General features: G+C 68.1%; 19 protein-coding genes. 9 read left to right on the top strand and 10 right to left on the bottom strand.

Annotation, left to right across the window (positions count from 1 at the left end; translation table 11 throughout):
- Nucleotides 1-78: 78 nt before the first annotated feature.
- The 3 genes from AC07VS_RS03505 to ppsA all read right to left on the bottom strand — a co-directional run bounded on the left by AC07VS_RS03505 (nucleotide 79) and on the right by ppsA (nucleotide 4971).
- Nucleotides 79-2184, bottom strand: a complete 2106-nt coding sequence (locus AC07VS_RS03505; protein ID WP_494656394.1) for a VC_2705 family sodium/solute symporter — start codon at nucleotides 2182-2184, stop codon at nucleotides 79-81.
- Nucleotides 2184-2492 (bottom strand): DUF4212 domain-containing protein, encoded by a 309-nt coding sequence (locus AC07VS_RS03500; protein WP_492346873.1) that lies wholly within the window; start codon nucleotides 2490-2492, stop codon nucleotides 2184-2186. The genes AC07VS_RS03505 and AC07VS_RS03500 overlap by 1 nt, the downstream gene beginning before the upstream one ends.
- An 85-nt stretch (nucleotides 2493-2577) precedes the next feature.
- Complete coding sequence (ppsA, locus tag AC07VS_RS03495) at nucleotides 2578-4971, bottom strand: phosphoenolpyruvate synthase (RefSeq protein WP_492346872.1); 2394 nt, start codon at nucleotides 4969-4971, stop codon at nucleotides 2578-2580.
- 209 nt (nucleotides 4972-5180) lie between these two features.
- Between ppsA and ppsR the strand changes: the two genes are divergently transcribed.
- From ppsR to AC07VS_RS03460, 7 genes are all read left to right on the top strand, one after another.
- Complete coding sequence (ppsR, locus tag AC07VS_RS03490) at nucleotides 5181-6002, top strand: posphoenolpyruvate synthetase regulatory kinase/phosphorylase PpsR (protein ID WP_027475805.1); 822 nt, start codon at nucleotides 5181-5183, stop codon at nucleotides 6000-6002.
- Nucleotides 6003-6080: 78 nt separating this feature from the next.
- Nucleotides 6081-6557 (top strand): bacterioferritin, encoded by a 477-nt coding sequence (bfr, locus tag AC07VS_RS03485; protein WP_492346871.1) that lies wholly within the window; start codon nucleotides 6081-6083, stop codon nucleotides 6555-6557.
- Nucleotides 6558-6905: 348 nt separating this feature from the next.
- On the top strand, nucleotides 6906-9035 hold the full coding sequence (locus tag AC07VS_RS03480; protein WP_492346870.1) for a TonB-dependent receptor: 2130 nt from the start codon (nucleotides 6906-6908) through the stop codon (nucleotides 9033-9035).
- A 12-nt stretch (nucleotides 9036-9047) separates the two neighbouring features.
- Nucleotides 9048-9323 carry an iron transporter gene (locus tag AC07VS_RS03475; RefSeq protein ID WP_492346869.1) on the top strand — a complete coding sequence of 92 codons (276 nt, stop codon included), beginning with the start codon at nucleotides 9048-9050 and terminating at the stop codon, nucleotides 9321-9323.
- 12 nt (nucleotides 9324-9335) lie between these two features.
- Nucleotides 9336-10931, top strand: a complete 1596-nt coding sequence (locus tag AC07VS_RS03470; RefSeq protein ID WP_494750229.1) for a PepSY-associated TM helix domain-containing protein — start codon at nucleotides 9336-9338, stop codon at nucleotides 10929-10931.
- A complete protein-coding gene (locus tag AC07VS_RS03465) occupies nucleotides 10924-11307 on the top strand; it encodes a DUF3325 domain-containing protein (protein WP_494750228.1) in 384 nt (127 codons plus the stop codon). The genes AC07VS_RS03470 and AC07VS_RS03465 overlap by 8 nt, the downstream gene beginning before the upstream one ends.
- Before the next feature lie 100 nt (nucleotides 11308-11407).
- Nucleotides 11408-13639, top strand: coding sequence for a TonB-dependent siderophore receptor (locus tag AC07VS_RS03460; RefSeq protein ID WP_494750280.1), 2232 nt, complete (start codon nucleotides 11408-11410; stop codon nucleotides 13637-13639).
- Here the strand turns inward: AC07VS_RS03460 and AC07VS_RS03455 are convergent.
- The 4 genes from AC07VS_RS03455 to AC07VS_RS03440 all read right to left on the bottom strand — a co-directional run bounded on the left by AC07VS_RS03455 (nucleotide 13627) and on the right by AC07VS_RS03440 (nucleotide 20772).
- Nucleotides 13627-15135 (bottom strand): efflux transporter outer membrane subunit, encoded by a 1509-nt coding sequence (locus AC07VS_RS03455; protein WP_494750227.1) that lies wholly within the window; start codon nucleotides 15133-15135, stop codon nucleotides 13627-13629. The two genes, AC07VS_RS03460 and AC07VS_RS03455, sit on opposite strands and share 13 nt — an antisense overlap.
- Nucleotides 15136-15147: 12 nt before the next feature.
- Entirely contained in the window at nucleotides 15148-18387 is a 3240-nt protein-coding gene (locus AC07VS_RS03450) for an efflux RND transporter permease subunit (RefSeq protein WP_494750226.1), read from the bottom strand.
- Between the two features lie 31 nt (nucleotides 18388-18418).
- Nucleotides 18419-19699, bottom strand: coding sequence for an efflux RND transporter periplasmic adaptor subunit (locus AC07VS_RS03445; protein ID WP_494656388.1), 1281 nt, complete (start codon nucleotides 19697-19699; stop codon nucleotides 18419-18421).
- Between the two features lie 206 nt (nucleotides 19700-19905).
- A complete protein-coding gene (locus AC07VS_RS03440; protein ID WP_494656387.1) occupies nucleotides 19906-20772 on the bottom strand; it encodes an alpha/beta hydrolase in 867 nt (288 codons plus the stop codon).
- A gap of 168 nt (nucleotides 20773-20940) precedes the next feature.
- Between AC07VS_RS03440 and AC07VS_RS03435 the strand changes: the two genes are divergently transcribed.
- Both AC07VS_RS03435 and AC07VS_RS03430 read left to right on the top strand, forming a co-directional pair.
- Nucleotides 20941-21867 carry a LysR family transcriptional regulator gene (locus AC07VS_RS03435; protein WP_492346861.1) on the top strand — a complete coding sequence of 309 codons (927 nt, stop codon included), beginning with the start codon at nucleotides 20941-20943 and terminating at the stop codon, nucleotides 21865-21867.
- A gap of 17 nt (nucleotides 21868-21884) precedes the next feature.
- Entirely contained in the window at nucleotides 21885-22937 is a 1053-nt protein-coding gene (locus AC07VS_RS03430; RefSeq protein ID WP_492346860.1) for an MBL fold metallo-hydrolase, read from the top strand.
- 42 nt (nucleotides 22938-22979) lie between these two features.
- Here the strand turns inward: AC07VS_RS03430 and AC07VS_RS03425 are convergent, their stop codons facing one another.
- The 3 genes from AC07VS_RS03425 to AC07VS_RS03415 all read right to left on the bottom strand — a co-directional run bounded on the left by AC07VS_RS03425 (nucleotide 22980) and on the right by AC07VS_RS03415 (nucleotide 25271).
- The gene (locus tag AC07VS_RS03425) at nucleotides 22980-23243 is read right to left on the bottom strand and encodes a Txe/YoeB family addiction module toxin (protein ID WP_492346859.1); all 264 of its coding nucleotides are present in this window, start codon (nucleotides 23241-23243) and stop codon (nucleotides 22980-22982) included.
- On the bottom strand, nucleotides 23240-23482 hold the full coding sequence (locus tag AC07VS_RS03420) for a type II toxin-antitoxin system Phd/YefM family antitoxin (RefSeq protein WP_492346858.1): 243 nt from the start codon (nucleotides 23480-23482) through the stop codon (nucleotides 23240-23242). The genes AC07VS_RS03425 and AC07VS_RS03420 overlap by 4 nt, the downstream gene beginning before the upstream one ends.
- Before the next feature lie 76 nt (nucleotides 23483-23558).
- Entirely contained in the window at nucleotides 23559-25271 is a 1713-nt protein-coding gene (locus AC07VS_RS03415; RefSeq protein ID WP_492346857.1) for a thiamine pyrophosphate-binding protein, read from the bottom strand.
- Nucleotides 25272-25296: the final 25 nt, after the last annotated feature.

The following is a 25296-nucleotide window of genomic DNA, read 5'->3' as shown; positions in this document are numbered from 1 at the left end:
TGTCAGCCCAGATTGGCATGCGCTGGGGGGCTTTTGTATTGGGGTTTTTCCATAAGCAGGCCCGTTGGCAGGCCACGCTCAGCTGTGCACTTCAAGAACCTGGCTGGGTCGACGCGGCGTGAGCGCACTGACCAACCCGATGACGGCAAAGCCCACCGGCACACCAAACACGCCGGCCGACACCGGCTGGATGCCGTACCAGAGGCGGGGCCCGGGGGGCCAGCCCAGCCAGAGCATGAGCGTGGCCGAATTGGACAGCAGGTAATACACCGTGACCGCCAGGCCCGCCAGCATGCCGACCACCGCCGCCTGCCGGGTGGTGCGCCGCCAGAAGATGCCCAGCACCATCGCCGGCAGCAGGGCCGATGCTGCCAGCGAAAACGAAGCCGACACCAGGGGCAGGATCTCGGACGGCTTGAGCGCCGCAATGAAGGCCGCCAGCATGGCCACGGCCAGCAGCACGAACTTGGACAGGATCACGCGCCGCTCGCCCAGCGCGACCTTGGAGGCCGCCTTGCGGAACAAGTGCAGGTCATGCACCAGCGCATTGCTGATGGTCAGCAGCAGACCGTCCGCGGTCGATAGCGCCGCCGCCAGGCCGCCCGCCGCCACCAGGCCCGACAGCACATAGGGCAAGCCGCCGAGCTCCGGGGTGGCCAGCATCACGATGTCGGCCCCCAACCTCAGTTCGGCAAACTGCAGCAACCCATCGCCATTCACGTCGCTCACCGACACCAGGGAAGGGTCCACCTTGGACCACTGCACGATCCAGGTCGGCAAGGCCCCGAATGTGCTGCCCACCAGGTTGTTCATGATCTCGAACTTGACCAGCACCGCCAGCGCGGGCGCACTCAGGTACAGCAAGGCAATGAACACCAGCGACCAGGCCACCGAGGTGCGCGAATCGGCCACCGTGGGCGTGGTGCAGTATCGGATCAACAGGTGCGGCAAGCCCGCCGTTCCGGCCATCAGACAGAACATCAGCGCCAGAAAGTTGAGGCGAGACAGGTGAAACGCTTCGCGCTCGGCTGGCGTGCCTTCCGGGTCACCGGCAAAGGCCTGGCTGTGCCTTGGCATGCCCCCGAGCGGGGTGGCGCGCTCGCGGTTCTCCTGGATGGCCCGGGTCCATTGTTCGCGGGCGGCAGCGGCGTCGCGTGGCAGACTGGCCACCTCGCGGGTGGCAGCCACGATGCTGGCCACATCGGCATTGCGCTGGCGCAGTTCACGCAGGTGTTCCTGGGCAGCCTGGCGCTCGCGCACCAAAGACTGCGGAACGTTGTTCAGATTGGCTTCGTACTCGTGCGACCGGCGCAGGAACTCAGCCGCCACCTGCCGCTCGGCCGGTGAATCGATGAGCTGTTGCTCCAGCGCCTCGATCTTGGCCAGCTGACGCCCATACACCAGAGGGGCCAGCGGATTGCCCAATTGCTTGTACGCCAGCCAGGACACCGGGATCAGAAAGGCCAGCAGCATGATGATGTACTGAGCCACCTGGGTCCAGGTGATGGCCCGCATGCCCCCGAGAAAGGAACACAGCAGCACGCCGCCCAGGCCCAGCATGATGCCGATCTCGAACTGCACGCCGGTCAGGCGCGAGGCGATCAGGCCCACGCCGTAGATCTGGGCCACCACGTAGGTGAAAGAGCACACCACCGCCGCCAGCGCCGCAATCACGCGAGGCCAGCGCCCACCAAAGCGCTGCTCGAACAGATCGGGCACGGTGTAGAGGTTCATGCGCCGCAGGTAGGGCGCGATCAGCATGGCCACCAGACAAAATCCGCCGGTCCAGCCCAGCACATAGGCCAGCCCGCCGGGCTGCCCTTCGGTGCCCGAAAACCCCTGCAGGTAAAGAGCACCAGCCAGGCTGATGAAAGAGGCCGCGCTCATCCAGTCGGCCGCCGCCGCCATGCCATTGAAGAACGGCGGAATGCGCCGCCCGGCCACGTAATAGTCTTCGGCGTCGGTGGTTCGGCTGTAAATGCCGATGCCGGCACACACCATCACACTCGAAAACAGGAAGATGGGGCCGATCCAGCGCCGCGACAGCCCCTGCTGTTCGGCCCAGCCCATCAGAAGCAGAAAGCCCAGCAGGCCCAGGACAAACAGGCCCAGGATGCGGTACAGGCGGCGCTCGTAGCGACGCCGCACACCCGAATCTGCCAACACCGCCGGCCGCTCCGGCATCAGTCGGCCTCGGCACCAACCCCTGCAGGGGGCTGGGCGCTGCGGCGGTCGGCGCGGTTGAGAACGCAGGCATACAGCACCACGATGGCGATGAACACCAGCACGGCCCCCTGCGAGGCCATCCAGTAGCCCAGCGATCCGCCCCAGGCGGGCAAGGGCCATTGCTGCAGATCACGGGCGAAGTAACAGGCCCCAAAGGACACCGCCGCCCACACGCCCAGGAGCGAGGCCCGCAACCACCAGAAGCGGTGTTGGGTCAGCACAGCCGGGGTCGGCGCAGAGAGTTCGGAAGCCACGGGTGGAGACATGCCCGCATGATCGCACCGGATACCGCCCGTCAGGCCTAGGTCTTACCCCGGCGACGGCGGCTCCGATGCCCCCTCATGCACTGGCTCAGAGGCCGGCCAGGCGTTTCCAGGTGTCGATCACGCTGTCCGGGTTGAGCGAGATCGAGGCGATGCCCTGATCCGCCAGCCACTGGGCAAAGTCGGGGTGGTCGCTGGGGCCCTGGCCACAGATGCCGACGTACTTGCCTTGCGCCTTGCAGGCGGCGATGGCGCGACTCAGCATGGCCTTGACGGCCGGGTCGCGCTCGTCGAAGTCGGCGGCCAGCAGTTCCAGGCCCGAATCACGGTCCAGGCCCAGCGTGAGCTGGGTCAGGTCGTTGGAGCCGATCGAGAAGCCATCGAAATACTGCAGGAACTCATCCGCCAGGATGGCGTTGCTCGGCACCTCGCACATCATGATGACCTTGAGCTCGTTCTCGCCACGCTTCAGGCCGTGATCGGCCAGCAGCTGGGTGACGCGGTCGGCCTGGCCCAAGGTGCGCACAAACGGCACCATCACCTGCACATTGGTCAAGCCCATGTCGTTGCGCACGCGCTTGAGGGCTTCGCACTCCATGGCAAAGGCCTCGCCGAAATCGGCACTGATGTAGCGCGCCGCACCACGGAAGCCCAGCATCGGGTTTTCTTCCTCGGGTTCGTAGCGGCTGCCGCCGATCAGCTTGCGGTACTCATTGCTCTTGAAGTCGGACAGGCGCACGATCACCGGCTTGGGCCAGAAGGCCGCAGCAATGGTGGCCACGCCTTCGGCCACCTTGTCCACATAGAAGGCACGCGGCGACGCATGACCCCGGGCCACCGACTCGACCGCCTTCTTCAGGTCGGTGTCGATGTTCGGGTAGTCCAGGATCGCCTTCGGGTGCACCCCGATGTTGTTGTTGATGATGAACTCCAGGCGGGCCAGGCCCACGCCCTCGTTGGGCAGCTGGCAGAAATCAAAGGCCAGTTGCGGGTTGCCCACGTTCATCATGATCTTGGTGTCGATCTTGGGCATCACGCCGCGCTCCACCTCGGTCACCTCGGTCTCCAGCAGACCGTCATAGATGCGACCGGTGTCGCCTTCGGCGCAGCTCACGGTCACCAGGGTGCCGTCCTTGAGCAGGTCGGTGGCGTTGCCACAGCCCACCACGGCCGGGATGCCCAGTTCGCGCGCAATGATGGCGGCGTGGCAGGTGCGGCCACCCCGGTTGGTGACGATGGCGCTGGCGCGCTTCATCACCGGCTCCCAGTTCGGGTCGGTCATGTCGGTGACCAGCACATCACCGGCCTGCACCTTGTCCATTTCGCTGATGTGATGCACCAGGCGCACCGGGCCGGTACCGATCTTCTGGCCGATGGCACGGCCTTCGGCCAGCACGGCGCCCTGGCCCTTGAGCTTGTAGCGCTGCTCAGCCTTGCCTTGCTGCTGGCTCTTCACGGTTTCGGGGCGGGCCTGCAGGATGTAAAGCTGGCCGTCGGTGCCGTCCTTGCCCCACTCGATGTCCATCGGGCGGCCATAGTGCTGTTCGATCACCAGCGCGTACTGAGCCAGTTGCTCGACGTCGGCATCGGTCAGCGAATAGCGGTTGCGCAACTCGGTGGGCACATCCACGGTCTGGACCAGCTTGCCCGAAGCGGCTTTTTCTTCAGCGCTCGAGAACACCATCTGGATCAGCTTGGAGCCCAGGTTGCGGCGGATCACGGCACGCTTGCCGGCCTTGAGCATGGGCTTGTGCACATAGAACTCGTCAGGGTTCACCGCACCTTGCACCACGGTCTCGCCCAGGCCGTAGCTGGAGGTGATGAAGACCACCTCTTCAAAACCCGACTCGGTGTCGATGGTGAACATCACGCCGGCGGCGCCCAGATCGGAGCGCACCATGCGCTGCACGCCGGCCGACAGGGCCACGTCGGCATGGGCAAAACCCTTGTGCACGCGGTAGCTGATGGCGCGGTCGTTGTAGAGGCTGGCGAACACCTCCTTCATCTTGTGCAGGATGTCGCTCAGGCCCACCACGTTCAGGAAGGTCTCTTGCTGACCGGCGAACGAAGCGTCGGGCAGGTCTTCGGCGGTGGCCGAGGAACGCACCGCGAACGAAGCGGCGGCATTGCCTGCGCTCAGCGTGGCAAAGGCGTCGGCAATCGCTTTTTCCAGGTCAGCCGGGAAGGGCTGGGCCTCGACCATGGCACGGATCTCGGCGCCGGCCTTGGCCAGCGCGTTGACGTCCTCGGTGTCCAGGCTGGACAGTCGGGCATTGATCTTGTCGGCCAGGCCGTCATGGGCCAGGAACTGGCGGAAGGCATGGGCGGTGGTGGCAAAGCCGGTGGGCACCCGCACGCCTTGCGGCAGTTGCGAAATCATCTCGCCGAGGCTGGCGTTCTTGCCGCCAACGGCCTCGACATCGCTCATTCTCAGGTTTTCAAACGGTACGACCAGGGCGGTCGGGCTGAAAAGTGCAGACATGGGAAAGCTCCAGAAGTTAAAACCGGGTCTGCGCTGCCAGCGCTTCGGCCATGGCAGCTGCGGCCCATGCGCGTCGGGCGACTTTGTATTTGTGCTTGTAGGTCAAGACAGCGCATGGTGAGAATTTGGATAATGCGCGATTGTAGGCTTGGCGCGCCAAGACCTGCTGGCGTCAGGCTGACAGACTCTTTTTGGAACCCCCTTCGCAAATGCACACCCGCACAGTCTTCTACATCTCGGACGGCACCGGCATCACCGCCGAAACCTTCGGCAACGCCATCCTGGCCCAGTTCGACATGAGCACCCGCCACGTGCGCCTGCCCTTCATCGACACCGTCGACAAGGCCCACCAGGCCGTGCGCCAGATCAACCACACGGGCGAGATCGAGGGCCGCAAGCCCATCGTTTTCACCACGCTGGTGAACATGGAGGTACTGGCCGTGATCCAGGAAGGCTGCCAGGGCATGTTGCTGGACATGTTCGGTACCTTTGTGCACCCGCTCGAAAAAGAGCTGGGCATCAAGTCGCACCACCGGGTGGGCCGCTTCTCGGATGTCAGCAAGAGCAAGGAATACCACGACCGCATTGAGGCCATCAACTTCAGCCTGGCCCATGACGACGGCCAGTCCAACCGCGACCTGGAGGCCGCCGATGTGATCCTGGTCGGGGTGAGCCGCAGCGGCAAGACCCCCACCAGCCTGTACCTGGCCATGCAGCACGGCCTGAAGGCCGCCAACTACCCGCTGATCCCCGAAGACTTCGACCGCCGCCAGTTGCCGCCGGCCCTGCTGCCGCATCGCAAAAAGCTGTTCGGCCTGACCATCCACCCCGAGCGCCTGTCCGAGATCCGCAACGAGCGTCGCCCCAACTCACGCTATGCGAGCCTGGAGAACTGCCGCGCCGAGGTCAATGAAGCCGAGGCCATGATGCGGCGCAGCGGCATCCGCTGGCTCAGCAGCACCACCAAGTCGATCGAGGAGATCGCCACCACCATCCTGCAGGAGATCCGGCCCGAGCGCCTGATTTACTGAGATCCCCGCCAAATCGGGTGCAACAGCGCCTTGTTCTGCACCACAATCCACCGATCACCCCAACCGGAAGGACACCCCATGAAAGGCGACCCTCAAGTCATAGCCCACCTGCAGGCCCAGCTCAAGAACGAGCTGACCGCCATCAACCAGTACTTTCTGCACTACCGCATGCTCAAGCACTGGGGCTTCGACAAGCTGGCCAAGAAGGAATACGCCGAATCGATCGGCGAGATGAAACACGCCGACTGGCTGATGGACCGCATCTTCATGCTGGACGGCCTGCCCAATCTGCAAGATCTGGGCAAGCTGTCGGTGGGTGAGGACGTGCCCGAAATCCTGCGCTGCGACCTCGGCGCCGAGCAAGGCGCCCAGGCCACCATCAAGGCCGGCATGGCCCACTGCGAAAGCGTGCGCGACTACGTCTCGCGTGACCTGCTGCAGAAGATCCTCGACGACACCGAAGAGCACATCGACTTCCTGGAGACCCAGATCGACCTGATCGACAAGGTGGGCCTGCCCAATTACCTGCAGTCGCAGATGGGCGAACACGAATAAGCACCCCCGCGGTGCCACTTTCCATGGGCCTTCGGGCCCATTTTTTTTGCTCGGCCCCAATCCATCGCGCCGATCTTGACTCCTGTTGCGTCAAGTTGTTGCGAATACTTCTCATTTGTAATGTAAACTTGCGCCACGCCAGCCAAGCCCGACACGGGCCCCGCCAGCCCCGGATCCTGTGTGCCGGCCCTCGTGGCCCCGGGCGCCTGGCGGGCCTCTGGCCTGCGCGCGGCCCCTCACGGATCGGGCGCGCCGTGGGGCGCCTCCGACCTCGGCACGCCGGCTCCGGCTCACGCAGGGCGCTCCGCCCCCTGCCCCCGGACCCACCCCGTGCCCCGAGGCCCAACCATGTTTCAGCAACGCATTTTCCGCCGTGGCCCGCTCGCCCTGGCCCTGTTCACCGCCTTCGGCCTGCCGGCCCTGGCCCAGACCCTGCAGGAAGTCACCGTCAACGGGGCCCAGGATGAGGGTTATTCACCCGCCAGCAGCCGCAGTGCCACCAAGACCAGCGCGCCCTTGCGCGACATTCCGCAATCGGTGCAGGTGGTGCCGGCCCAGTTGCTGCGCGACCAGGGCGCCCGTTCGATGGAAGATGCCCTGCGCAACGTGCCCGGCGTGGCCATGAGCACCGGCGACGGCCAGCGCGACCAGGTGGTGATCCGCGGCTTCACGGCCCTGGCGGATCAGTTCATCGACGGCGTGCGCGACGACGCGATGTACTTCCGCGACCTGGCTGACATCGAACGCATCGAAGTGCTCAAGGGCCCGGCCGCCGTGCTGTACGGGCGCGGCTCCTCGGGCGGGCTGATCAACCGCGTGACCAAGAAGCCGCAATTTGGCGTGACCCGCGGCGAAGCCACGCTGGGCCTGGGCAGCTTTGACTACCGCCGCGCCACCGCCGACCTGAACCTGGGCTTGAACGAGAGCGCCGCCTTCCGCCTGAACGTGGCCAAGGAAGACTCGGGCAGCTACCGCGACCAGCAATTTCTCAAGCGCTACAACTTCGCCCCCTCGCTGGCCCTGAAGCTGGCCCGTGAAACCGATCTGCTGCTGCAGTACACCGACGCCGACGACCGCCGCCTGACCGACTTCGGCATCCCGGCCCTGAACGGGCGCCCGGTCAATGTGGCCGCCAGCACCTACTACGGCTCGGGCCAGGCCGCGCGCGACGACACCACCACCAGCCATGTGCGCGCCTTCACGTCCACGTTCAACCACCGCTTCGACGAGGCCCTGTCGCTGCGCAACGTCACCCGCATCCAGGGCTACGACCTGCGTCGCTTCAACACCCTGCCCAGCGGCACCACCGACCCGGTGACCCAGACGGTGGGGCGCACCCGCTCCTTCATCTTCCGCGACGAATCGAGCCTGTTCAACCAGACCGACCTCACCTGGCGCAACCAGTTGGGCGGCTTCCAGCAAGAGTGGCTGATGGGCCTGGAGCTGGGCTCGCAGAAAAAGACCGCCTGGTCGGTCTCCGGCGGCACAGTCGACCGGGTCAACCTGTTCAACCCCGGCAACGTGGTGCCGCCCGCCATCGCGGCCAGCGCCTACGCGGCCGACAGCGCCATCCCCAGCCACACCTCGCTGGGCACCAGCGCGCTGTATGCGCAAGACCAGATCACCCTGTCGCCGCAATGGAAGGCCCTGCTCGGCGCCCGCTACGACGTGTTCAGCCAGGACACGGCTTTCGAGCGCAAGCTCAGCCCACTGAGCCGCACCGACAAGAAGTTCAGCCCCCGCGCCGGTCTGGTCTGGCAGCCGGCCGACTGGCTGTCTTACTACGCCTCGTACAGCCGCTCCTTCCAGCCCTCGGGCGAAAGCCTGGCCCTGTCGTCCAGCAACGCCGCCAGCGCCCCCGAGATCACGGAGAACCGCGAGATCGGCGCCAAGCTCGACCTGCTGGATGGCCAGCTCAACCTGACCGGGGCCCTGTTCCGCCTGGAGCGCGCCAACATCAAGAACACCGACCCGAACCGCCCCTCGGTGATGATCAATGTGGGCAAGCAGCGCACCGATGGGTTGGAGCTGACCGCCACCGGCCGCCTGCCCGGCCGCTGGGACCTGAGCGCCGGTTACGCCTGGCTGAACGGCCGCATGGTCGAGTCGGTGGCCACCACGGCCTCCAGCCAGTTGCCCGTGGTCAACGTGTCGGCGCTGGGCAAGGTGCCCGCGCTCACGCCGCGCCACTCGGGTTTTGTCTGGGCCATGAAGGACCTGGGCCAGGGCCTGCGCCTGGGCGGCGGCCTGAGCGCGGTGGGCGCCCGCTACACCTCGCTGACCAACCTGGTCACCCTGCCGGGCTACACCACCCTGGACGCCGCGGCGCATTACGAGCGCGGCACCTGGGCGCTGGACGTGAACCTGAAGAATGTGGCCAACCGCAAGTACTACGTGTCCAGCCACGGCAGCAATGACAACCTGATCCTGCCGGGCTCGCCACGCGCCCTGCAGATGACGCTGCGCACCACCTTCTGAGCCCGGGGCCCCATGCACGCCAAACCCCTTCATGTGGCGGCCCGGGTGGTGGCCGCCCTGCCGGGCGGCTACCTGATCAGTGCCTGCAGCATGGGCCTGCTCAGCCGCCTGCTGGTCCTGGCCGGCCTGCCCCGCAGCGAGGCCGTGGTGGCCACCGCCATGCTGGGCTTTCTGATCTACCTCGCCTGGTTGCTGTGGGCCTTCAGCGTGCGGCGCCTTCGCCGTCTGTGGGCCACCGTGCTGCTGGGCAGCGCCGCCTGCCTGGCCCTGCTGGCCTGCCTGCCCTGAGAAAGCCCCACCATGCACCCCCATTTCCGCCAATCCATGACCTGGCTGCACAGCTGGGCCGGTGTGCTCGTCGGCAGCCTGTTGTTCGTGGTGTTCTGGATGGGCACGTTGAGCGTGTTCGACCGCGAAATCGACCGCTGGATGATGCCCGACACCCGCCTGGACACCGCCGTGTTGCAAACCCCGCTGGTGCTGGAAGGCCCGGTCGGCGCCCAGATCGAACGCCTGACCCAGGGCGCCTCGCAATGGTCCGTGGTCTTGCCCTACGAGCGTGCGCCGGTGCTGCGCCTGAGCTGGCGCCCGCCAGGCAGCGCCCTGCCCGAGCGGCGCTACCTGCACCCGCGCACCGGTGCCGTGCTCAACGAGGTCGAGACCCTGGGTGGCTCAGGCTTCATCTACCCGTTCCACTACAGCCTGCACCTGAAATGGAAAGACCTGGGCTACTGGCTGGCCGGCCTGGCGGGCCTGGCCATGCTGGTCGGCGTGGTCAGCGGCGTGGTGATCCACCGCAAGCTGCTGGCCGACTTCTTTCTGTTCCGCCCACGCAAGCAGTTGCCCCGCGCCAGCCTGGACCTGCACAACCTCACAGGCGTGTTGTTGCTGCCGTTTCACTTTGCCATCGCCTTGTCGGGCTTGATCGTCTTCATGGGCATCTACTGGCCTGCCGCGCCCTGGGCCGCCTACCCGGGCGCCGGGCCGGTGGCTGCCCAACGGGCCTTCCAGGCCGAAGGCATGGGGGTCTATCGACGCCCCCCCGCGGGCCGACCCGCCGAGCACGCCCCCAAGCTGGACGAGCTGCTGGCCCAAGCCCGCCAGCATTGGCCCGGCAGCGAGGCCTACTTCCTGCGGGTCTGGCACCCAGGCGACGCCAACAGCTATGTGGAGCTGCGCCGCTCGCCTCAGGACCAGGTGCCCCTGGGCCTGGAACAGCTCTATTTCGATGCGGCCAGCGGCACCCTGCTGCACGAGTTCAACGAAGCCCCGGTGATGCGCGTGCAGCGCTTCATCAGCGGCCTGCACTATGTGCAGTTCAAGCACTGGACGCTGCGCTGGCTGTACTTTGCGGCCGGCCTCGGCGGCTGCGTGATGATCGGCACCGGCTTTGTGTTCTGGCTCGAAAGCCGGCGTGTCCGCCACACCCGTCAGGGCCTTCGCGGCGTGCGCCTGGTCGAGGCCCTGAGCATCGCCACCCTGCCCGGTGTGATCGGGGCCACCCTGGCCTTTCTGATCGCCAACCGGCTGCTGCCGGCCCAGGTCGGATTCGGCGGGCTGGGCCGCGCCGACCTGGAGATGGCCGCCTTCTACCTGTGCTGGCTGCTCAGCCTGGCCCATGCGGCCTGGCGCGGCCACCCGGCCTGGGCGACCCAGGTGCGGGCGGTGGCCATCGCGGCGGCGGCCGCCGTGTTGCTCAACGCCCTCACCACCGGCATGCCCCTGTGGCGCAGCCTGCAGCAAGGCCAATGGGGCGTGGCCGGCGTGGACTCCGCCCTGCTGTGCCTGGCGGCCCTGAGCGCCTGGACCGCATCGCGGCTGCACCGCCCCGTACCCCACCGCGGGGCAGCAGGCCTGGCAAGCGCTGTGCCGGCCCCTGGAGAACGACATGCATGACGCCATTTGGATGGGGGCCGCCGGCCTGCTCAACACGCTGGGCATGGCCTGCCTGGCCCTCAGCCAGGAACGCCACCGGGACACGCTCGGCATCGGACGCCATCAGCCCCCGACGCACGCGACCTTGCGCCGCTGGCGCCTGCAGGGCGCGGCCCTGCTCGCCCTGGCCTTGGGCCTGTGCCTGTGGCAAGACGGCGCGGCCTTCGGCAGCCTGCTGTGGCTGATGTTGTTGAGCGCGGGCGCGCTCGCCGTGGCCCTGCAACTGAGCTTTGGCCCCAACACGCTGCGCTGCTTGCTGGGCGGGCAAGACAAACCGCCCACCAACACCAACACCAACACCAACACCAACACCCGCACAAGCGCAGGCACGGGCTGAAGCCCCCCTGATGCCCTTTTCAGCCAGGTGTCCAGGCCGCCCGCCTCGGCAGGTGCCGCCCCAGCCAATGACTCGCAGCCCAGAGGATGAACCCTTGACCATGACACCCTGCACGCTACATGCCGGTCGCCCCCCCAGCCCGGCCCACCGCCTCTCCGCTCTCGCGCCCAGGCCCCAACGCCTGCGCGCCATCACCCAGGCCACACTGACCCTTTGCAGCCTGGCGCTGCCCGGTCTGTCGCAGGCCCAGGGCACGGCCTCCACCGATGGGGTGGCCGAAAAAGCCCTGTCCTCCGTCACCATCCAGGCCCGGCCCGAGCCCGAGAGCGCCACCACCCCGGTGACAGGCTTCGTGGCCCGGCAAAGCGCCAGCGCCACCAAGACCGACACCCCGGTGCTGGAAACACCCCAGGCCATCTCGGTGGTCACCCGCGACCAGATCGAAGCGCAGGGCGCCACCACGCTGCGCCAGACCACGGCCTACAGCGCCGGCATCGTCTCCAGCTATTTCGACAGCCGCGTCGACAGCTTCAAGGCCCGTGGTGGCGACGTGACCCAGTACCTGGATGTCCTGCTGCGCAGCTACGGCACCTACAACACCACCCGCCCCGACCCCTACACCCTGGAGCGCGTGGAGTTGCTGCGCGGGCCCAGCTCAGTGCTGTACGGCCAGGGCCAGATCGGCGGGGTGCTCAACCTCAGTTCCAAACGGCCGCAGGCCGAAACCCAGCGCGAGATCCAGCTGCAGCTGGGCAACCGCCAGCGGCGTCAGATCGCGGCCGACCTGACCGGGCCACTGGACGCCGAGGGCCAGTGGCTGTACCGCCTGATCCTGGTCGGCCGCGACAGTGGCACCCAGGTCGACCACGTGGCCGACGACCGCACCGTGGTCGCCCCCACGCTCACCTGGCGCCCCAGCGCCGACACCTCGCTCACGCTGCAGGGCCTGTACCAGCGCGACCAAAGCGGTTCTCTCATCGGCTTCTTCCCATGGCAAGGCACCCTGCTGCCCAGTGCCTACGGGCAGATCCCCACCAGCACCTTCATCGGCGAACCGGGTTGGGACGCCTACAACACCCGCCAGAGTTCTCTGGGCTACCTGTTCAGCCACCGCCTGAACGAGCAATGGACCCTGCGGCAAAACCTGCGCGCCACAGAAAGCGAGGTGGACTACCGCACCGCCTACACCAGCTTCACGGCCAATGCCGCCACCGGCCGCCCGGCGCGGCCGGTGTTCAACGCCGACAACCGCACCGTGGCCCGCGACCTGGTGCAACAGCTCAACACCGGGCGCATGGTGCTGATCGACAACCAGGCCGAGCGCAGTTGGCAAAGCGGCGCCGTCGGCCACCGGCTGCTGCTGGGCCTGGACCTGCAGCGCAACCAGACCGGCCAATGGACCGGCCGTGGCAAGGCCGGTGACATCGATGTGTACCAGCCGGTCTATGGCAATTACACCCCGCCGGCCACCCTCACTCGCCAGCCCTCGGTGACACAACGCCAACTGGGCCTCTACGCCCAGGACCAGATCGCCTGGGAGCGCTGGCGCCTGACCCTGGGGCTGCGCCACGACAGCGCCCAGACCGACACCGAAGGCCGGCCGGCCGCCGCGATCGACGACAAGGCCTGGAGCAAGCGCGCCGGCCTGAGCTACCTCGCCGAGGGCGGCTGGGCGCCCTACCTGAGCTACTCGGAATCTTTCCTGCCGCTGGGCGGGGTGGACGTGTACGGCAGCGCCTACAAGCCCCAGCGCGGCAAGCAATGGGAGGCGGGGGTGAAGTGGCAACCACCGGGTGGCGGCATCACGGCCTATGCCGCGCTGTACGAGCTACGCGACACCAATCGCAAGACCACGGACCCGGCCAACCCGCTCAACAGCCTGCAGATCGGTGAGGCCCGGGTGCGCGGGGCCGAACTGGAGGTGACGGCCAGCCTGAGCCGGCATTGGGACTGGACCGGCAGCTATGCCTGGACCGACGCTCGGGTGAGCCGCAGCACCGGCGCCGACCAGGGCAAGCGCTTGCAAGGGGTGCCCGAACACAGTGCGGCACTGTGGCTGATGCACCGCTTTGCCGGCCAGGGCCGCGGCGGCCTGTCGGCCGGCCTGGGGCTGCGCTACCTCGGTGAATCGTGGGATGGCACCGACAGCCTGCGCACGCCGGCCAGCACCCTGCTGGACGCGATGGTGGCCTACGACCAGGGCCACTGGCGCCTGGCCCTGAACGCGGTGAACCTGACCGACAAGGTGCAGATCACCACCTGCCTAACCCGCGGCGACTGCTTCTACGGCCAGCGCCGCACGGTGGTGGCCACAGCCACTTACCGGTTCTGAAGCCGGGCCAGGGTGTGGAGGGGTGCCCCCCCGGAGGCCGCCGCCGCGCCCGGACCGTCTCCCCAGCCGCCCCCCAGGGCCCGCACCAGGGCCACCGTGGCCACGGCCTGACCGGTGCGCACCTGCAGCTCGGCTCGGCGGTTGCGCAGCTCGGCCCGACGCGCGTCCAGCAGTTCGATCTGGCTCACAAAGCCATGCCGGTAACGTGATTCGGACAAGGCCGTGGCACGGCGCGCAGCCGCCACGGCCCGGGCCTGGGCCTCAGCCTGGGCGGCCAGCAGGTTCAGGTTGCTGAGCTGGTCCTCGACCTCGCCGAAGGCGTTCAGCACCTGACCGCGGTAGACCGCCAGGGCCGCATCCAGTCGCGCCTGGGCGCCCTGCACGGCCGCCTCGCGCCGGCCGCCATCGAGCAGCGGCAGCGACAGCAGGGCCCCAGCGCTCCAGGCCCGGGCCGACCACTTGAACAGATCGCCCAGCTCGGGTGAGGCCTGGCCGGCACTGCCGGTCAGGGTCACCGCCGGGAACCAGGCCGTCTGGGCCACGCCCAGCCGCGCCTGGGCCGCCAGCACCGAGGCCTGCGCGGCCGCCACATCGGGACGGCGCGCCAGCACCGTGCCCGGCACCCCGGGCGGCACCACCGGGATGCTGGCCAGGGGCCCGGCTTGGGGCAGGCTGAAACCGGTGGCCACCTCGCCCACCAGCACCGCCAGCGCGTGCGTCAGCAAGGCCTGCTGGCGTTGCAGGGCCAGGGCCTCCGACTCGGTGGCCGCCACCTCGGAGCGGGCCCGGGCCAGGTCCAGCTCGGCCACATCGCCGGCCCGCTCGCGCCGGGTGGTCAAGGCCAGCATCTCGCGCAGGGCCTGCAGGCTCTCGTCGACCAGCACCTGCTCGGCCTGCACCGAGCGCAGCTGCAGGTAGGTCTGGGCCACATCGGCCTGCACCAGCAGGCGGGTGCTCTGCAGCAGCGCAGCCTGGGCCCGCGCGTCCTGGCCGGCGGCCTGGCTGGCCTGGCGCAGGCGACCCATCACATCCAGTTCATACGAAGCCCCCAGGCCCAGGCTGGCCGTGGTGCTGGGCACCTCGCCCGTCAGCGTGCCGCGACCGGCCTGGCGGCTCAGGCCGGCGTTGACGCCCACCTGCGGCGCCCGGGCGGCCTCGGCCGTGCCCAGCAAAGCCCGGGCCTCGGCCAGCCGGGCCGACGCCTCCTGCAGCCGGGTGTTGGCCCCGTCGGCGCGCAGCACCAGATCGGTCAGCACCGGGTCCATGAAATCCAGCCACCAGGCGCCCCGGGACTGGGCCTCGGCGCCAGGAGCCACGGTCCAACGGGTGCCGTCTGCGCCCAGGCCGGCCGGCTGGGTCTGGCTGAAGGTGGCCGGCAGTGGAGGCAGGGCCTGCTCAGCGCCGGGCAAAGGCGTGCTGGCACAGCCGGCCAGCCACAGGGCCGCCCACAGCGGAGTCAGAACACGCAGGGTGCGGGGAATCAAGAAATCAGTCATGGCGTGTGGCTTTCAATCAGGGTCACGGCGCGGAGCCGCCAGCACGGGCCGGGCCTGGGCACCGGAGGCGGCCAGATCCAGCGGCCCCACGGGTGCGACATGGCTGCCATGCTGGATCAAGGGCCGGTTGCCCGTCAGCCGCCGCAGCAGCACATAGAACACCGGGGTCAGGAACAGGCCGAAGGCGGTCACGCCGATCATTCCGGCGAACACCGCCACGCCCATGGCGCGGCGCATCTCGGCGCCCGCCCCGGTGGACAACACAAGGGGCAGCACCCCCATCACAAAGGCCAGCGAGGTCATCAGGATGGGGCGCAGGCGCAGGCGGCTGGCTTCGATGGCGGCCTGCAGCGGGCTGCGTCCGGCAAACTCCAGCTCGCGGGCAAACTCGACGATCAGGATCGCGTTCTTGGCCGACAGCCCCACCAGCACCATCAGCCCGATCTGGGTGAAGACGTTGTTGTCACCGCGTGACAGCCACACCCCGGTCATGGCCGCCAACAGGCCCATGGGCACGATCAGGATGATGGCCAGCGGCAGCGTCAGGCTCTCGTACTGCGCGGCCAGCACCAGGAACACCAGCAGGATGGCCAGCGGGAACACCCACACCGCCGAATTGCCAGCCAGGATCTCCTGGTAGGTCAGCTCGGTCCATTCGTAGCTGAAGCCCGGCGGCAGGGTCTCGGCCGCGATGCGGGCCACCGCAGCCTGGGCCTGGCCGCTGGAAAAGCCCGGTGCCGGACCGCCGTTGATGTCGGCCGACAGGTAGCCGTTGTAGCGCATGGCGCGCTCAGGCCCGAAGCTGGGCTCGATCTTCAGCACCGCCGACAGGGGCACCATCTCGCCGCTGCTGGAGCGCACCTTGAGCAGGCCCACGTCTTCGGCCCGCGCGCGGTAGGGCGCATCGGCCTGCACGCGCACGCTGTAGGTGCGGCCAAAGCGGTTGAAGTCGTTGGCGTACAGGCTGCCCAGGTAGATCTGCAGGGTGTCGAACACCTCGGTCACCGGCACGCCCAGTTGGCGCGCCCGGGTGCGATCAATGTCGGCATACAACTGGGGCACGTTGACCTGGAAGCTGGTGAACAGGCCGGCCAGCTCGGGCGTCTGGTAGGCCTTGGCCATGAAGGCTTTCACGGCGCCATCCAGGGCCGCATAGCCTTGCGAGCCACGGTCTTCGATCTGCAGCTTGAAGCCGCCGGTGGTGCCCAGGCCGGCCACGGGGGGCGGCGGGAACATGGCAATGAAGGCGTCCTGCAGGCCGGCGTACTTCTGGTTGAGCTGGCCGGCGATGGCCCCTGCGCTCAGGCTGGCGTCGCGGCGCTCTTCAAAAGGCTTGAGGGTGGCGAACACGATGCCCGAGTTGGAGCTGTTGGTGAAGCCGTTGATGGACAGGCCCGGAAAGGCCACGGCGTGCTCCACCCCCGGCTGGGCCAGGGCGATCTCGCTCATGCGCCGGATCACCTGCTCGGTGCGGTCCAGCGTGGCGCCATCGGGCAATTGGGCGAAGCCGATCAGGTACTGCTTGTCCTGCGCCGGCACAAAGCCGCCTGGCACGCTCTTGAACAGGCCCAGGGTCAGCAGGCCCAGCACCAGGTACAGGCCCATCATGGCGCCCTTGCGGGCAATCACCCGCGTGACGCCGCCGCTGTAGGCCTTGGCCCCGCGCCCGAACAGGCGGTTGAAGCCGGCAAAGAAGCGGCCCAGCACGCGGTCCATGCCACGGGTGAGCGCGTCCTTGGGTGCGTCATGCCCCTTGAGCAGCAGGGCGGCCAGGGCCGGTGACAGGGTGAGCGAGTTGACGGCCGAGATGATGGTCGAGATGGCGATGGTCAGCGCGAACTGGCGGTAGAACTGGCCGGTCAGGCCGCTGATGAAGGCCAGCGGCACAAACACCGCGCACAGCACCAGGGCGATCGCGATGATGGGGCCCGAGACCTCGCGCATGGCGCGGTAGGTGGCCTCGCGCGGCGACAGCCCGGCTTCGATGTTGCGCTCCACGTTCTCCACCACCACGATGGCGTCGTCCACCACGATGCCGATGGCCAGCACCAGGCCGAACAGGCTCAGCGCATTGATGGAAAAGCCCGACACCTGCATCACGGCAAAGGTGCCCACCACCGACACCGGCACCGCCAGCAGCGGGATGATGGAGGCGCGCCAGGTCTGCAGGAACAGAATCACCACCAGCACCACCAGGGCCACGGCCTCCAGCAGGGTGTGCACCACTGAGTCGATCGAGGCGCGCACGAACTGCGTCGGGTCGTACACGATCTGGTAGTCCATGCCATCGGGCATGCCCTTCTTGAGCTCGGCCATGGCGGCATGCACGTCGTCCGAGATCTGGATCGCATTCGAACCCGGGGCGGCAAAGATGGGCACGGCCACCGCATCCTTGTTGTCGAGCAGCGAGCGCAGCGCATACGAGGCCGCGCCCAGCTCCAGCCGGGCCACATCGCGCAGCCGGGTGACCGCACCGTCGCTGCCGGTCTTGACGATGATGTCGCCGAACTCTTCTTCGCTCTGCAGGCGGCCCTGGGCGTTGATGGAGAGTTGCAGATCCGCCCCGGGCAGGCCGGGCGAAGCCCCCACCACACCGGCGGCGGCCTGCACGTTCTGCTCGCGGATGGCGCGCACCACGTCGTTCGCCGACAGGCCGCGCTGGGCCACTTTCTGCGGGTCCAGCCAGACGCGCATCGAGTAGTCGCCCGAGCCGAACAACTGCACCTCGCCCACGCCCTTGACGCGGGCCAGACGGTCTTTCACGTTGAGCACCGCATAGTTGCGCAGGTAGGTCATGTCGTAGCGGCCACCCGGCGACAGCAAGTGCACCACCAGGGTCAGGTCGGGCGAACTCTTGACGGTGGCCAGCCCCAGGCGGCGCACCTCTTCGGGCAGACGAGCCTCGGCCTGGGCCACCCGGTTCTGCACCAGTTGCTGCGCCTTGTCGGGGTCGGTCCCCAGGCGGAAGGTCACGGTCAGCGTCAACAGGCCGTCGGTGGTGGCCTGGCTGCCCATGTAGAGCATGCCTTCGACGCCGTTGATGGCCTCCTCCAGCGGGGTGGCGACGGTCTCGGCGATCACCTTGGGGTTGGCGCCAGGGTAGTTGGCGCGCACCACCACCTGGGGCGGCACCACCTCGGGGTATTCGGACACCGGCAGTACGCGCAGGGCCAGCAGGCCGGCGATCAGCATCAGCACCGACAGCACGCCCGCAAAGATGGGGCGGTCAATGAAGAATTTGGACAGGTTCATGGGTTCGATCTCGTGTCGCGGCGGGCCGGCTTCAGGCCGCCGGCGTGACGGGTGCCGCCGGGGTGGCGGCGGCCGCCTCCGGCTTCATGGGGACGGTCTGGGGGCTGACCAGGGCGCCAGGGCGGACGTGCTGCAGGCCGTTGACGACCACCTGTTCGCCCGCCTTGAGGCCGCTCTTGACCACGCGCAGGCCGTCGACCGGCGCGCCCAGGGTCACCTCGCGGTACTCGGCCTTGCGGTCGGCGCCCACCACCAGCACGAACTTCTTGTTCTGGTCGGTGCCCACGGCGCGTTCATGCACCAGCAGGGCGGGCCGGGTCTGGGCCTGGCCCATGCGCAGGCGGGCAAACTGGCCTGGCATCAGGCGGCCATCGGGGTTGTCGAACACGGCGCGCACCCGCACCGTGCCGCTGCGCACATCGACCTGGTTGTCCACCAGTTGCAGGTGGCCGCTGTAAGGGGTGCTGCCACCTTCGGCCGTGCCCCCTTCTGCCGTCCCCATCTGCACGGGGATGCGCTCAATGCGGGCGCGCGCGCTCTGGCCGCTGCCCAGCCCTTGCAAGGCCTGGGCAATCAGCTGCTCGTCGGCTTCGAAGCTGGCATAGATCGGATTCACCGAGACCAGGGTGGTGAGCACCGGGGCCCCGGCACCGGCCGCCACCAGGTTGCCGGCGGTCACCTCGATGCGCCCGATGCGGCCCGTGATGGGCGCACGCACCTGGGCGTAACCCAGGTTCAGGCGGGCACTCTGCAGCGCGGCCTGGGCGGCCCGCAGGTTGGCATCCGCCTCGCGCTGGGCGTTCTGACGCTCGTCGAGTTCGCGCTGGGCGATGGCGCGCTCTTCCCACAGACGGGTGGCGCGCTCCAGCTCGCTCTGGCTGTAGGCCACGCGGGCCTGGGCCGCGGCCACCTGGGCCTGGGCCCGGTCCACCTCGGCGGCAAAGGGCGCCGGGTCCAGGCTGAACAACAGGTCGCCGGCCTGGACCAGCGAGCCCTCGCGGAAGTTCACGGTCTGCACCGCACCCGCCACGCGGGGACGCAGGTCCACGCGCTGGACGGCCTCCAGCCGACCCGAGAACTCATCCCACAAGGCGATGGGCTGTTCGGCCACCGTGGCCACCGAAACCGGGGTGGCGGCGGGCGCCTGTTCAACCGGTGCATCGGCGTGCGAGTTGGGCAGGCCCAGGAAGGCCGCCCCTGTGGTGGCCAGCACGGCCAGGGCCACCGCCGACAGCCACAGCGGGCGGCGCGATGCGGCGGCCGCCTGGACCTGGGCGGCGAGAACGGGTTTGGATTCAGGTGTGGGGTTCATGGCAATCCTCCAAGACAGAAAAAACGGGACGCAGCCCACCCCCCGGGCCACGCAGGCCCACAGGCAGAACCGCAAGACAGGAAAACAGAATTTCGGGCGAGCAACGCCCGAATCACCGACCGGGGCCGGTGATCAGCAAGAGGGCAGGCAAGGCCTTGACGGCCGCCCGGTCAACACCGCGGTGTCAGGCCGGGCCGATGGGGGTGCTAGGAAGGCACCGGGCTGCGGGTGTCCTCGAAGAAACGTTGGAACTGCGCCTGCACCGCACCGGCACAGGGGCAGGCCTGGGCCTGGGCGGCCAACAGGGCATCGGGCCAGTGCTGGGCCGCACTCAACACCTCGCCCCGGGCCTGCAGGCCCGCCGCCTGCAAGCGCGTGACATAGGCCATGGCCTCGTCGCGCATGGGGTCGTCCGGGCCCACCAGCACCAGGGTGGGGGGCAGGCCTTGCAGGCGCATCGAGCCGGCCGGCACGGCATAGGGGTGTTCGGCGTCGCGCGGGCTGCGCAGGTAGCTGAGCCAGCCCTCGACCCACTTGCAGCAGGTGGCGCTGCCGGTGGCCTGGCGCAACGAGGCCGTACCCACGCAAGGATCCAGCATGGGCGAGAGCAGGATCTGCCCGGCCAGCGGGGGATGCGCCTGGTCGCGCGCCATCAGGCTCACGGCCGCCGCCACGTTGCCACCGGCCTCTTCACCCGCCAGGTAAACCAAAGCCCCCTGGCCGGCCAGCCGGTTGCGCTGGCGGAACACCCATTTGAGCACCTCGTAGCCGGCCTCGGCCGCGTTGGGAAAAGGATGCTGCGGCGCCAGCGGGTAAGCCACCGACACCACCACCGCGCCCGCCCCCAGCAGCAACTGGGCCACGGTGCAGCCGTTGTCCAGGTCACCCGAGACAAAGGCGCCCCCATGGAAGTGCACCACCAGGGGGCTCGCCGCGCCCGGGATCTTGCGACCGTAGACGCGAACCGCCACGCGCTTGCCGCCGGGCAGGTCGACCTCGCTGTCGACCCCGGGGTGGAGCGGCGGCGTGGCCAAGGCGGCGCGGGGCGATTCGGTTTCAGGGGTGCTGGGCATGGTGGGCAAGGCTCGCAACAAGATGGGATGGTGCGACTTTAGTGGCAGAAGACCCGGTCATAAACACCTGGTTCGCCACAGCAGTGTTTCCAAACGCCCAACAATGCCGACCGGTCGTCGTGTGAGAATTTGTGCCAGACCCAACCGGGCACAACAACAGGAGGGCCCATGGACCAGATCCAGGCCATGCGCATATTCACCCGCGTGGTGGAAGCCGGCACGTTCACGCGCGCGGCCGATTCATTGAACCTGCCCAAGGCCACCGTGACCAAGCACATCCAGGCCCTGGAGGCCCGGCTGCGGGTGCAACTGCTCAACCGCACCACGCGCCGTGTCACCGTGACGGCCGACGGCGCCGCCTACTACGAGCGAACCGTGCGCCTGCTGGCCGAGCTCGACGACATCGAGGCCAGCATGAGCCAGGCCCGCGCCAACCCGCGCGGGCGCCTGCGCGTGGACGTGGGCAGCACGATTGCCCGCCTGCTGATCATCCCGAACCTGGCCCGCTTTCAGGAGCGCTACCCCGACATCCAGCTCGACCTCGGCGTGAGCGACCGCATCGTGGACATGATCTCGGACAACGTGGACTGCGTGATCCGGGGCGGCAACCTGATCGAGCAATCGCTGGTGGCGCGGCGCATCGGCAACCTCGAATTCATCACGGTGGCCGCGCCCAGCTACCTGCAACGCCGCCGCGTGCCCGAACACCCGCTGGACATTGAGCGCGAGCACACCGTGGTGACCTACTTCGGGGCCCACACCAGCCGCCAGTACCCGCTGGAGTTTCACCAGGGCGAAGAGGTGATCGAGATCCCCGGCCCCTACCGCATCAGCCTGAACGAATCGAACGCCTACACCGAAGCCCTGCTGCAAGGCCTGGGCATCGGGCAGATCACCACCTTCCAGGCCCGCCCCTACCTGGCCAGCGGCGCCTTGCAGCGCCTGCTGCCCGAGTGGGGCCACCCGCTGCTGCCGGTCTATGTGGTGTACCCGCCCAACCGGCACCTGAGCGCCAAGGTGCGCGCCTTTGTCGATTGGGCGGCCGAATTGTTTGCCAGCCAACCCCTGCTGCAGGGCCAAGCCCTGCCCTCCTGAACCCAAGGCCCCCTGACATGAGCTCATCCCGCCTGTGTGTCCGTCCCTGCGCCCGCCCGGCCCCGACCGATGAGGCCACTTACGCCGACTCGCCCCAATGGCGCAACGGCAAGTTCCGCAACGCGGCCCCGCGCCATGCCATGGGCACCCTCAAGACCCTCGCCGTGATGTGGCGCTTTCTGTTCGGCAAGCCGGCCGACACGGTGCCGGCCCGGCCGATCCCGGTGCAGGCGCTGAGCCGGGCCGAGCTGCTGGCCGCCCCCGACATGAGCCTGTGGCGGCTCGGTCACTCCACCATGCTGATGAAACTGGGACAGCAGTTCTGGCTGACCGACCCGGTGTTTTCCGAACGCGCCTCGCCGTTCACCTTCATGGGCCCCAAGCGCTTCCACGCGCCACCGCTGCGCATCGAAGACCTGCCCGAGATCACCGGGGTGCTGCTGTCGCACGACCACTACGACCACCTGGACCGGGCGGCCATCGAGCAACTGGCACCCAAGGTGGCGCACTTTGTGACACCGCTGGGCGTGGGCGAGCGCCTGATCGCCTGGGGCGTGCCGGCCGCCAAGGTGCAACAACTGGACTGGTGGCAGGAGACCCAGGTGCAGGGTCTGCGCCTGGTGGCCACGCCGGCCCAGCATTTCTCGGGCCGCAGCCTGAACGATGGCAACCGCACGCTGTGGGCCTCGTGGGTGCTGATCCAGGACGAGGTGCGGGTGTTCTTCAGCGGTGACACGGGGTACTTCAAGGGCTTCAAAACCATCGGTGAGCGCTTTGGCCCCTTCGATCTGAGCCTGATGGAAACAGGCGCCTACAACGCCGATTGGCCCGATGTGCACATGCAGCCCGAGCAAAGCCTGCAGGCCCATCTGGACGTGCGGGCGCGGCACCTGATGCCCATCCACAACGGCACCTTCGACCTGGCCCTGCACCCCTGGCACGAGCCCTTCGATCGCATCGCCGGCCTGGCCCGGCAGGCCGGCGTGCCCTTGGTGGCGCCGCAGATGGGCGAGCGCCTGGACCTGCGCGCACCGGCGCTGTCACAGGCTTGGTGGACGGCGGTGGCGTGAGCTCAGGCCTTTGGGACCACGGGCAAGGCCAGCACAGCCCGCTCACTCATAGTGCGACCACATGCGAAGCACTTTGACCACGCCCTGCTCCTGCAGCACCTGGTAGACCAGACGGTGCTGGATGTTGATGCGACGCGAGTAGGCGCCCGTCAGGTCGCCCACCAGCTTTTCAAAGGGCGGCGGGTTCTGGAATGGGTTGTCCCGAAGGAGGGTCAGCAGTTCCTGAGCCTTGGCTTTGAGTCCGCTGGCCAACAACTTTTGGGCATCTTTTTGCGCATGCCGGGTGTAGACCACCTGCCAGCTCACCAGTCCAGCTCCTGAGCGCAAGACTCGACCGGCGTGGCCATGCCCTCTCGGATCGACTCTCGCATGCCGGGCACCGACAGCAGGTAGAGCGTCTCCTGAATGGCCTGCCAGTCCTCGGCCGACACCAGCACGGCATCATGGCGCTTGCCGGAGATGGTGATGGCCTGATGGGACTCGGCCGCCTGATCCATGAGGCGATACAGATTGGCGCGTGCTTCGCTGGCGGTGAGTGTGACCATGGTGGGCTCCTTGCTCAAAAGCGTACGTCAAAAGGTACGCAAGGTCAAACTGAGCCCCAGGGGGCACATCAGCGCGTCAGCGTTTCAGCGCCGCCTCGCGGATCGCGGTGAGGGTGCTGCGTGTGGTGATGACCTCGGGGCTGAGCGGGATCTCGATCACGGTCCCGCGCTCGCAGGCCAGGGCGCGCAGCAGCGCGGCTTCGAAGTCTTCGGTGCGCGTGACCTGCTCGGCCGCATAGCCGTAGGCGCGGGCCAGGGCGCAGAAGTCGGGGTTGGCCAGGGCCGAGCCACTGATGTGCTCGGGGTACTCGCGCTCCTGGTGCATGCGGATGGTGCCGTACATGCCGTTGTTGAGCAGCACGATGAGACTCTTGCCGCCGTGCTGGCTGGCCGTGGCCAGCTCCTGCCCGTTCATCAGAAAGTCGCCGTCGCCCGCGATGGTGAAAGCCACCCGGCCAGTGAGCAGGTTGGCCGCAATGCCGGCCGGCACGCCATAGCCCATGGCCCCGACCGTGGGCGCCAGCTGCGTCTTGTGACCCCGGGCCAGGCCGAAGTGCCGGAAGTAGCGGTGCACCCAGCTGGCAAAGTTGCCTGCGCCATTGGTGAGCACCGCATCGGCCGGCAGGTGCTTTTGCAGCAGGGCCACCACGGCGGGCATGTCGATCGCGCCGGGCTGCGCCGTGTCCAGGCCTGGCAAGGCCTGGGGTTGCAGGTTGGCCTCGTAGTCGGCGTGGGCGGCAGCGGTCCAGTCGGCCCAGGGCAGGCTGACCGGGGCACTGAGCACCTCCAGGCTGCGGGCGGCGGCATTCATGCTGGCGTTGATGACCAGGTCGGCCTGGTAGACCCGGTTGAGTTCTTCGGCGCTGGCGTGGATGTGCACCAGCTTCTGGCGCGGGCGTGGCGCCTCCAGCAGCGTGTAGCCGTTGGTGGTCATCTCGCCCAGGCGCGGGCCGATGGCGATCACCAGATCGGCCTCGCGGATGCGGGCGGCCAGGCGCGGGTTGATGCCGATGCCCACATCGCCGGCGTACAGCGGGTGGTGGTTGTCGAAGGTGTCCTGGAAGCGGAAGGCATTGCCCACCGGCAATTGCCAGTTCTCGGCAAAGCGCTGCAGGGCCTGAGCGGCCTGCGGGGTCCAGCCGCCGCCGCCGGCGATCACAAAGGGCTTTTGCGATTGCAGCAGCAGGCCGCGCAGATCGCGCAGCGAGCCCGGGTCGCTCCAGGCCTGCACGGCATCGACCCGGGGCAGCGGGGTGGCGCTCACGGTCTGGGTCAGCATGTCTTCGGGCAGCACCAGGACCACGGGGCCCGGGCGGCCGTTCATGGCGGTGGCAAAAGCGCGGGCGATGTACTCGGGGATGCGGCGGGCATCATCGATGCGCTCGACCCGCTTGGCCATGCCCTTGGTGCTGGGGCCGAAGAAGCTCTGGAAATCAATCTCCTGGAAGGCCTCGCGATCACGAAAATCGCTGCCCACATCGCCCACCAGCAGCACCATGGGCGTCGAATCCTGGAACGCGGTGTGCACGCCGATGGAGGCATTGGTGGCCCCCGGCCCGCGGGTGACCAGGCAAACCCCGGGGCGGCCCGTGAGCTTGCCGGCGGCCTCGGCCATGAAGGCGGCGCCCCCCTCCTGTCGGCAGGTGATGAAGCGGATCTGGTCGCGGTAGCGGTGGAAGCCGTCCAGGACGGCCAGGTAGCTTTCACCGGGCACGCCGAAGGCGGTGTCCACGCCCTGGGCGATCAGGCATTCAACCAACAAATGTCCTGCGCTTTGCTGCTCAGCCATGCGGAGTTCTCTCAGATGAAATGGA

The sequence above is a fragment of the Curvibacter sp. GW821-FHT01G03 genome (assembly GCF_059422285.1).
The sequence above is the reverse complement of the archived record's forward strand: the minus strand, read 5'-3'. Positions and strand labels throughout refer to the sequence as shown.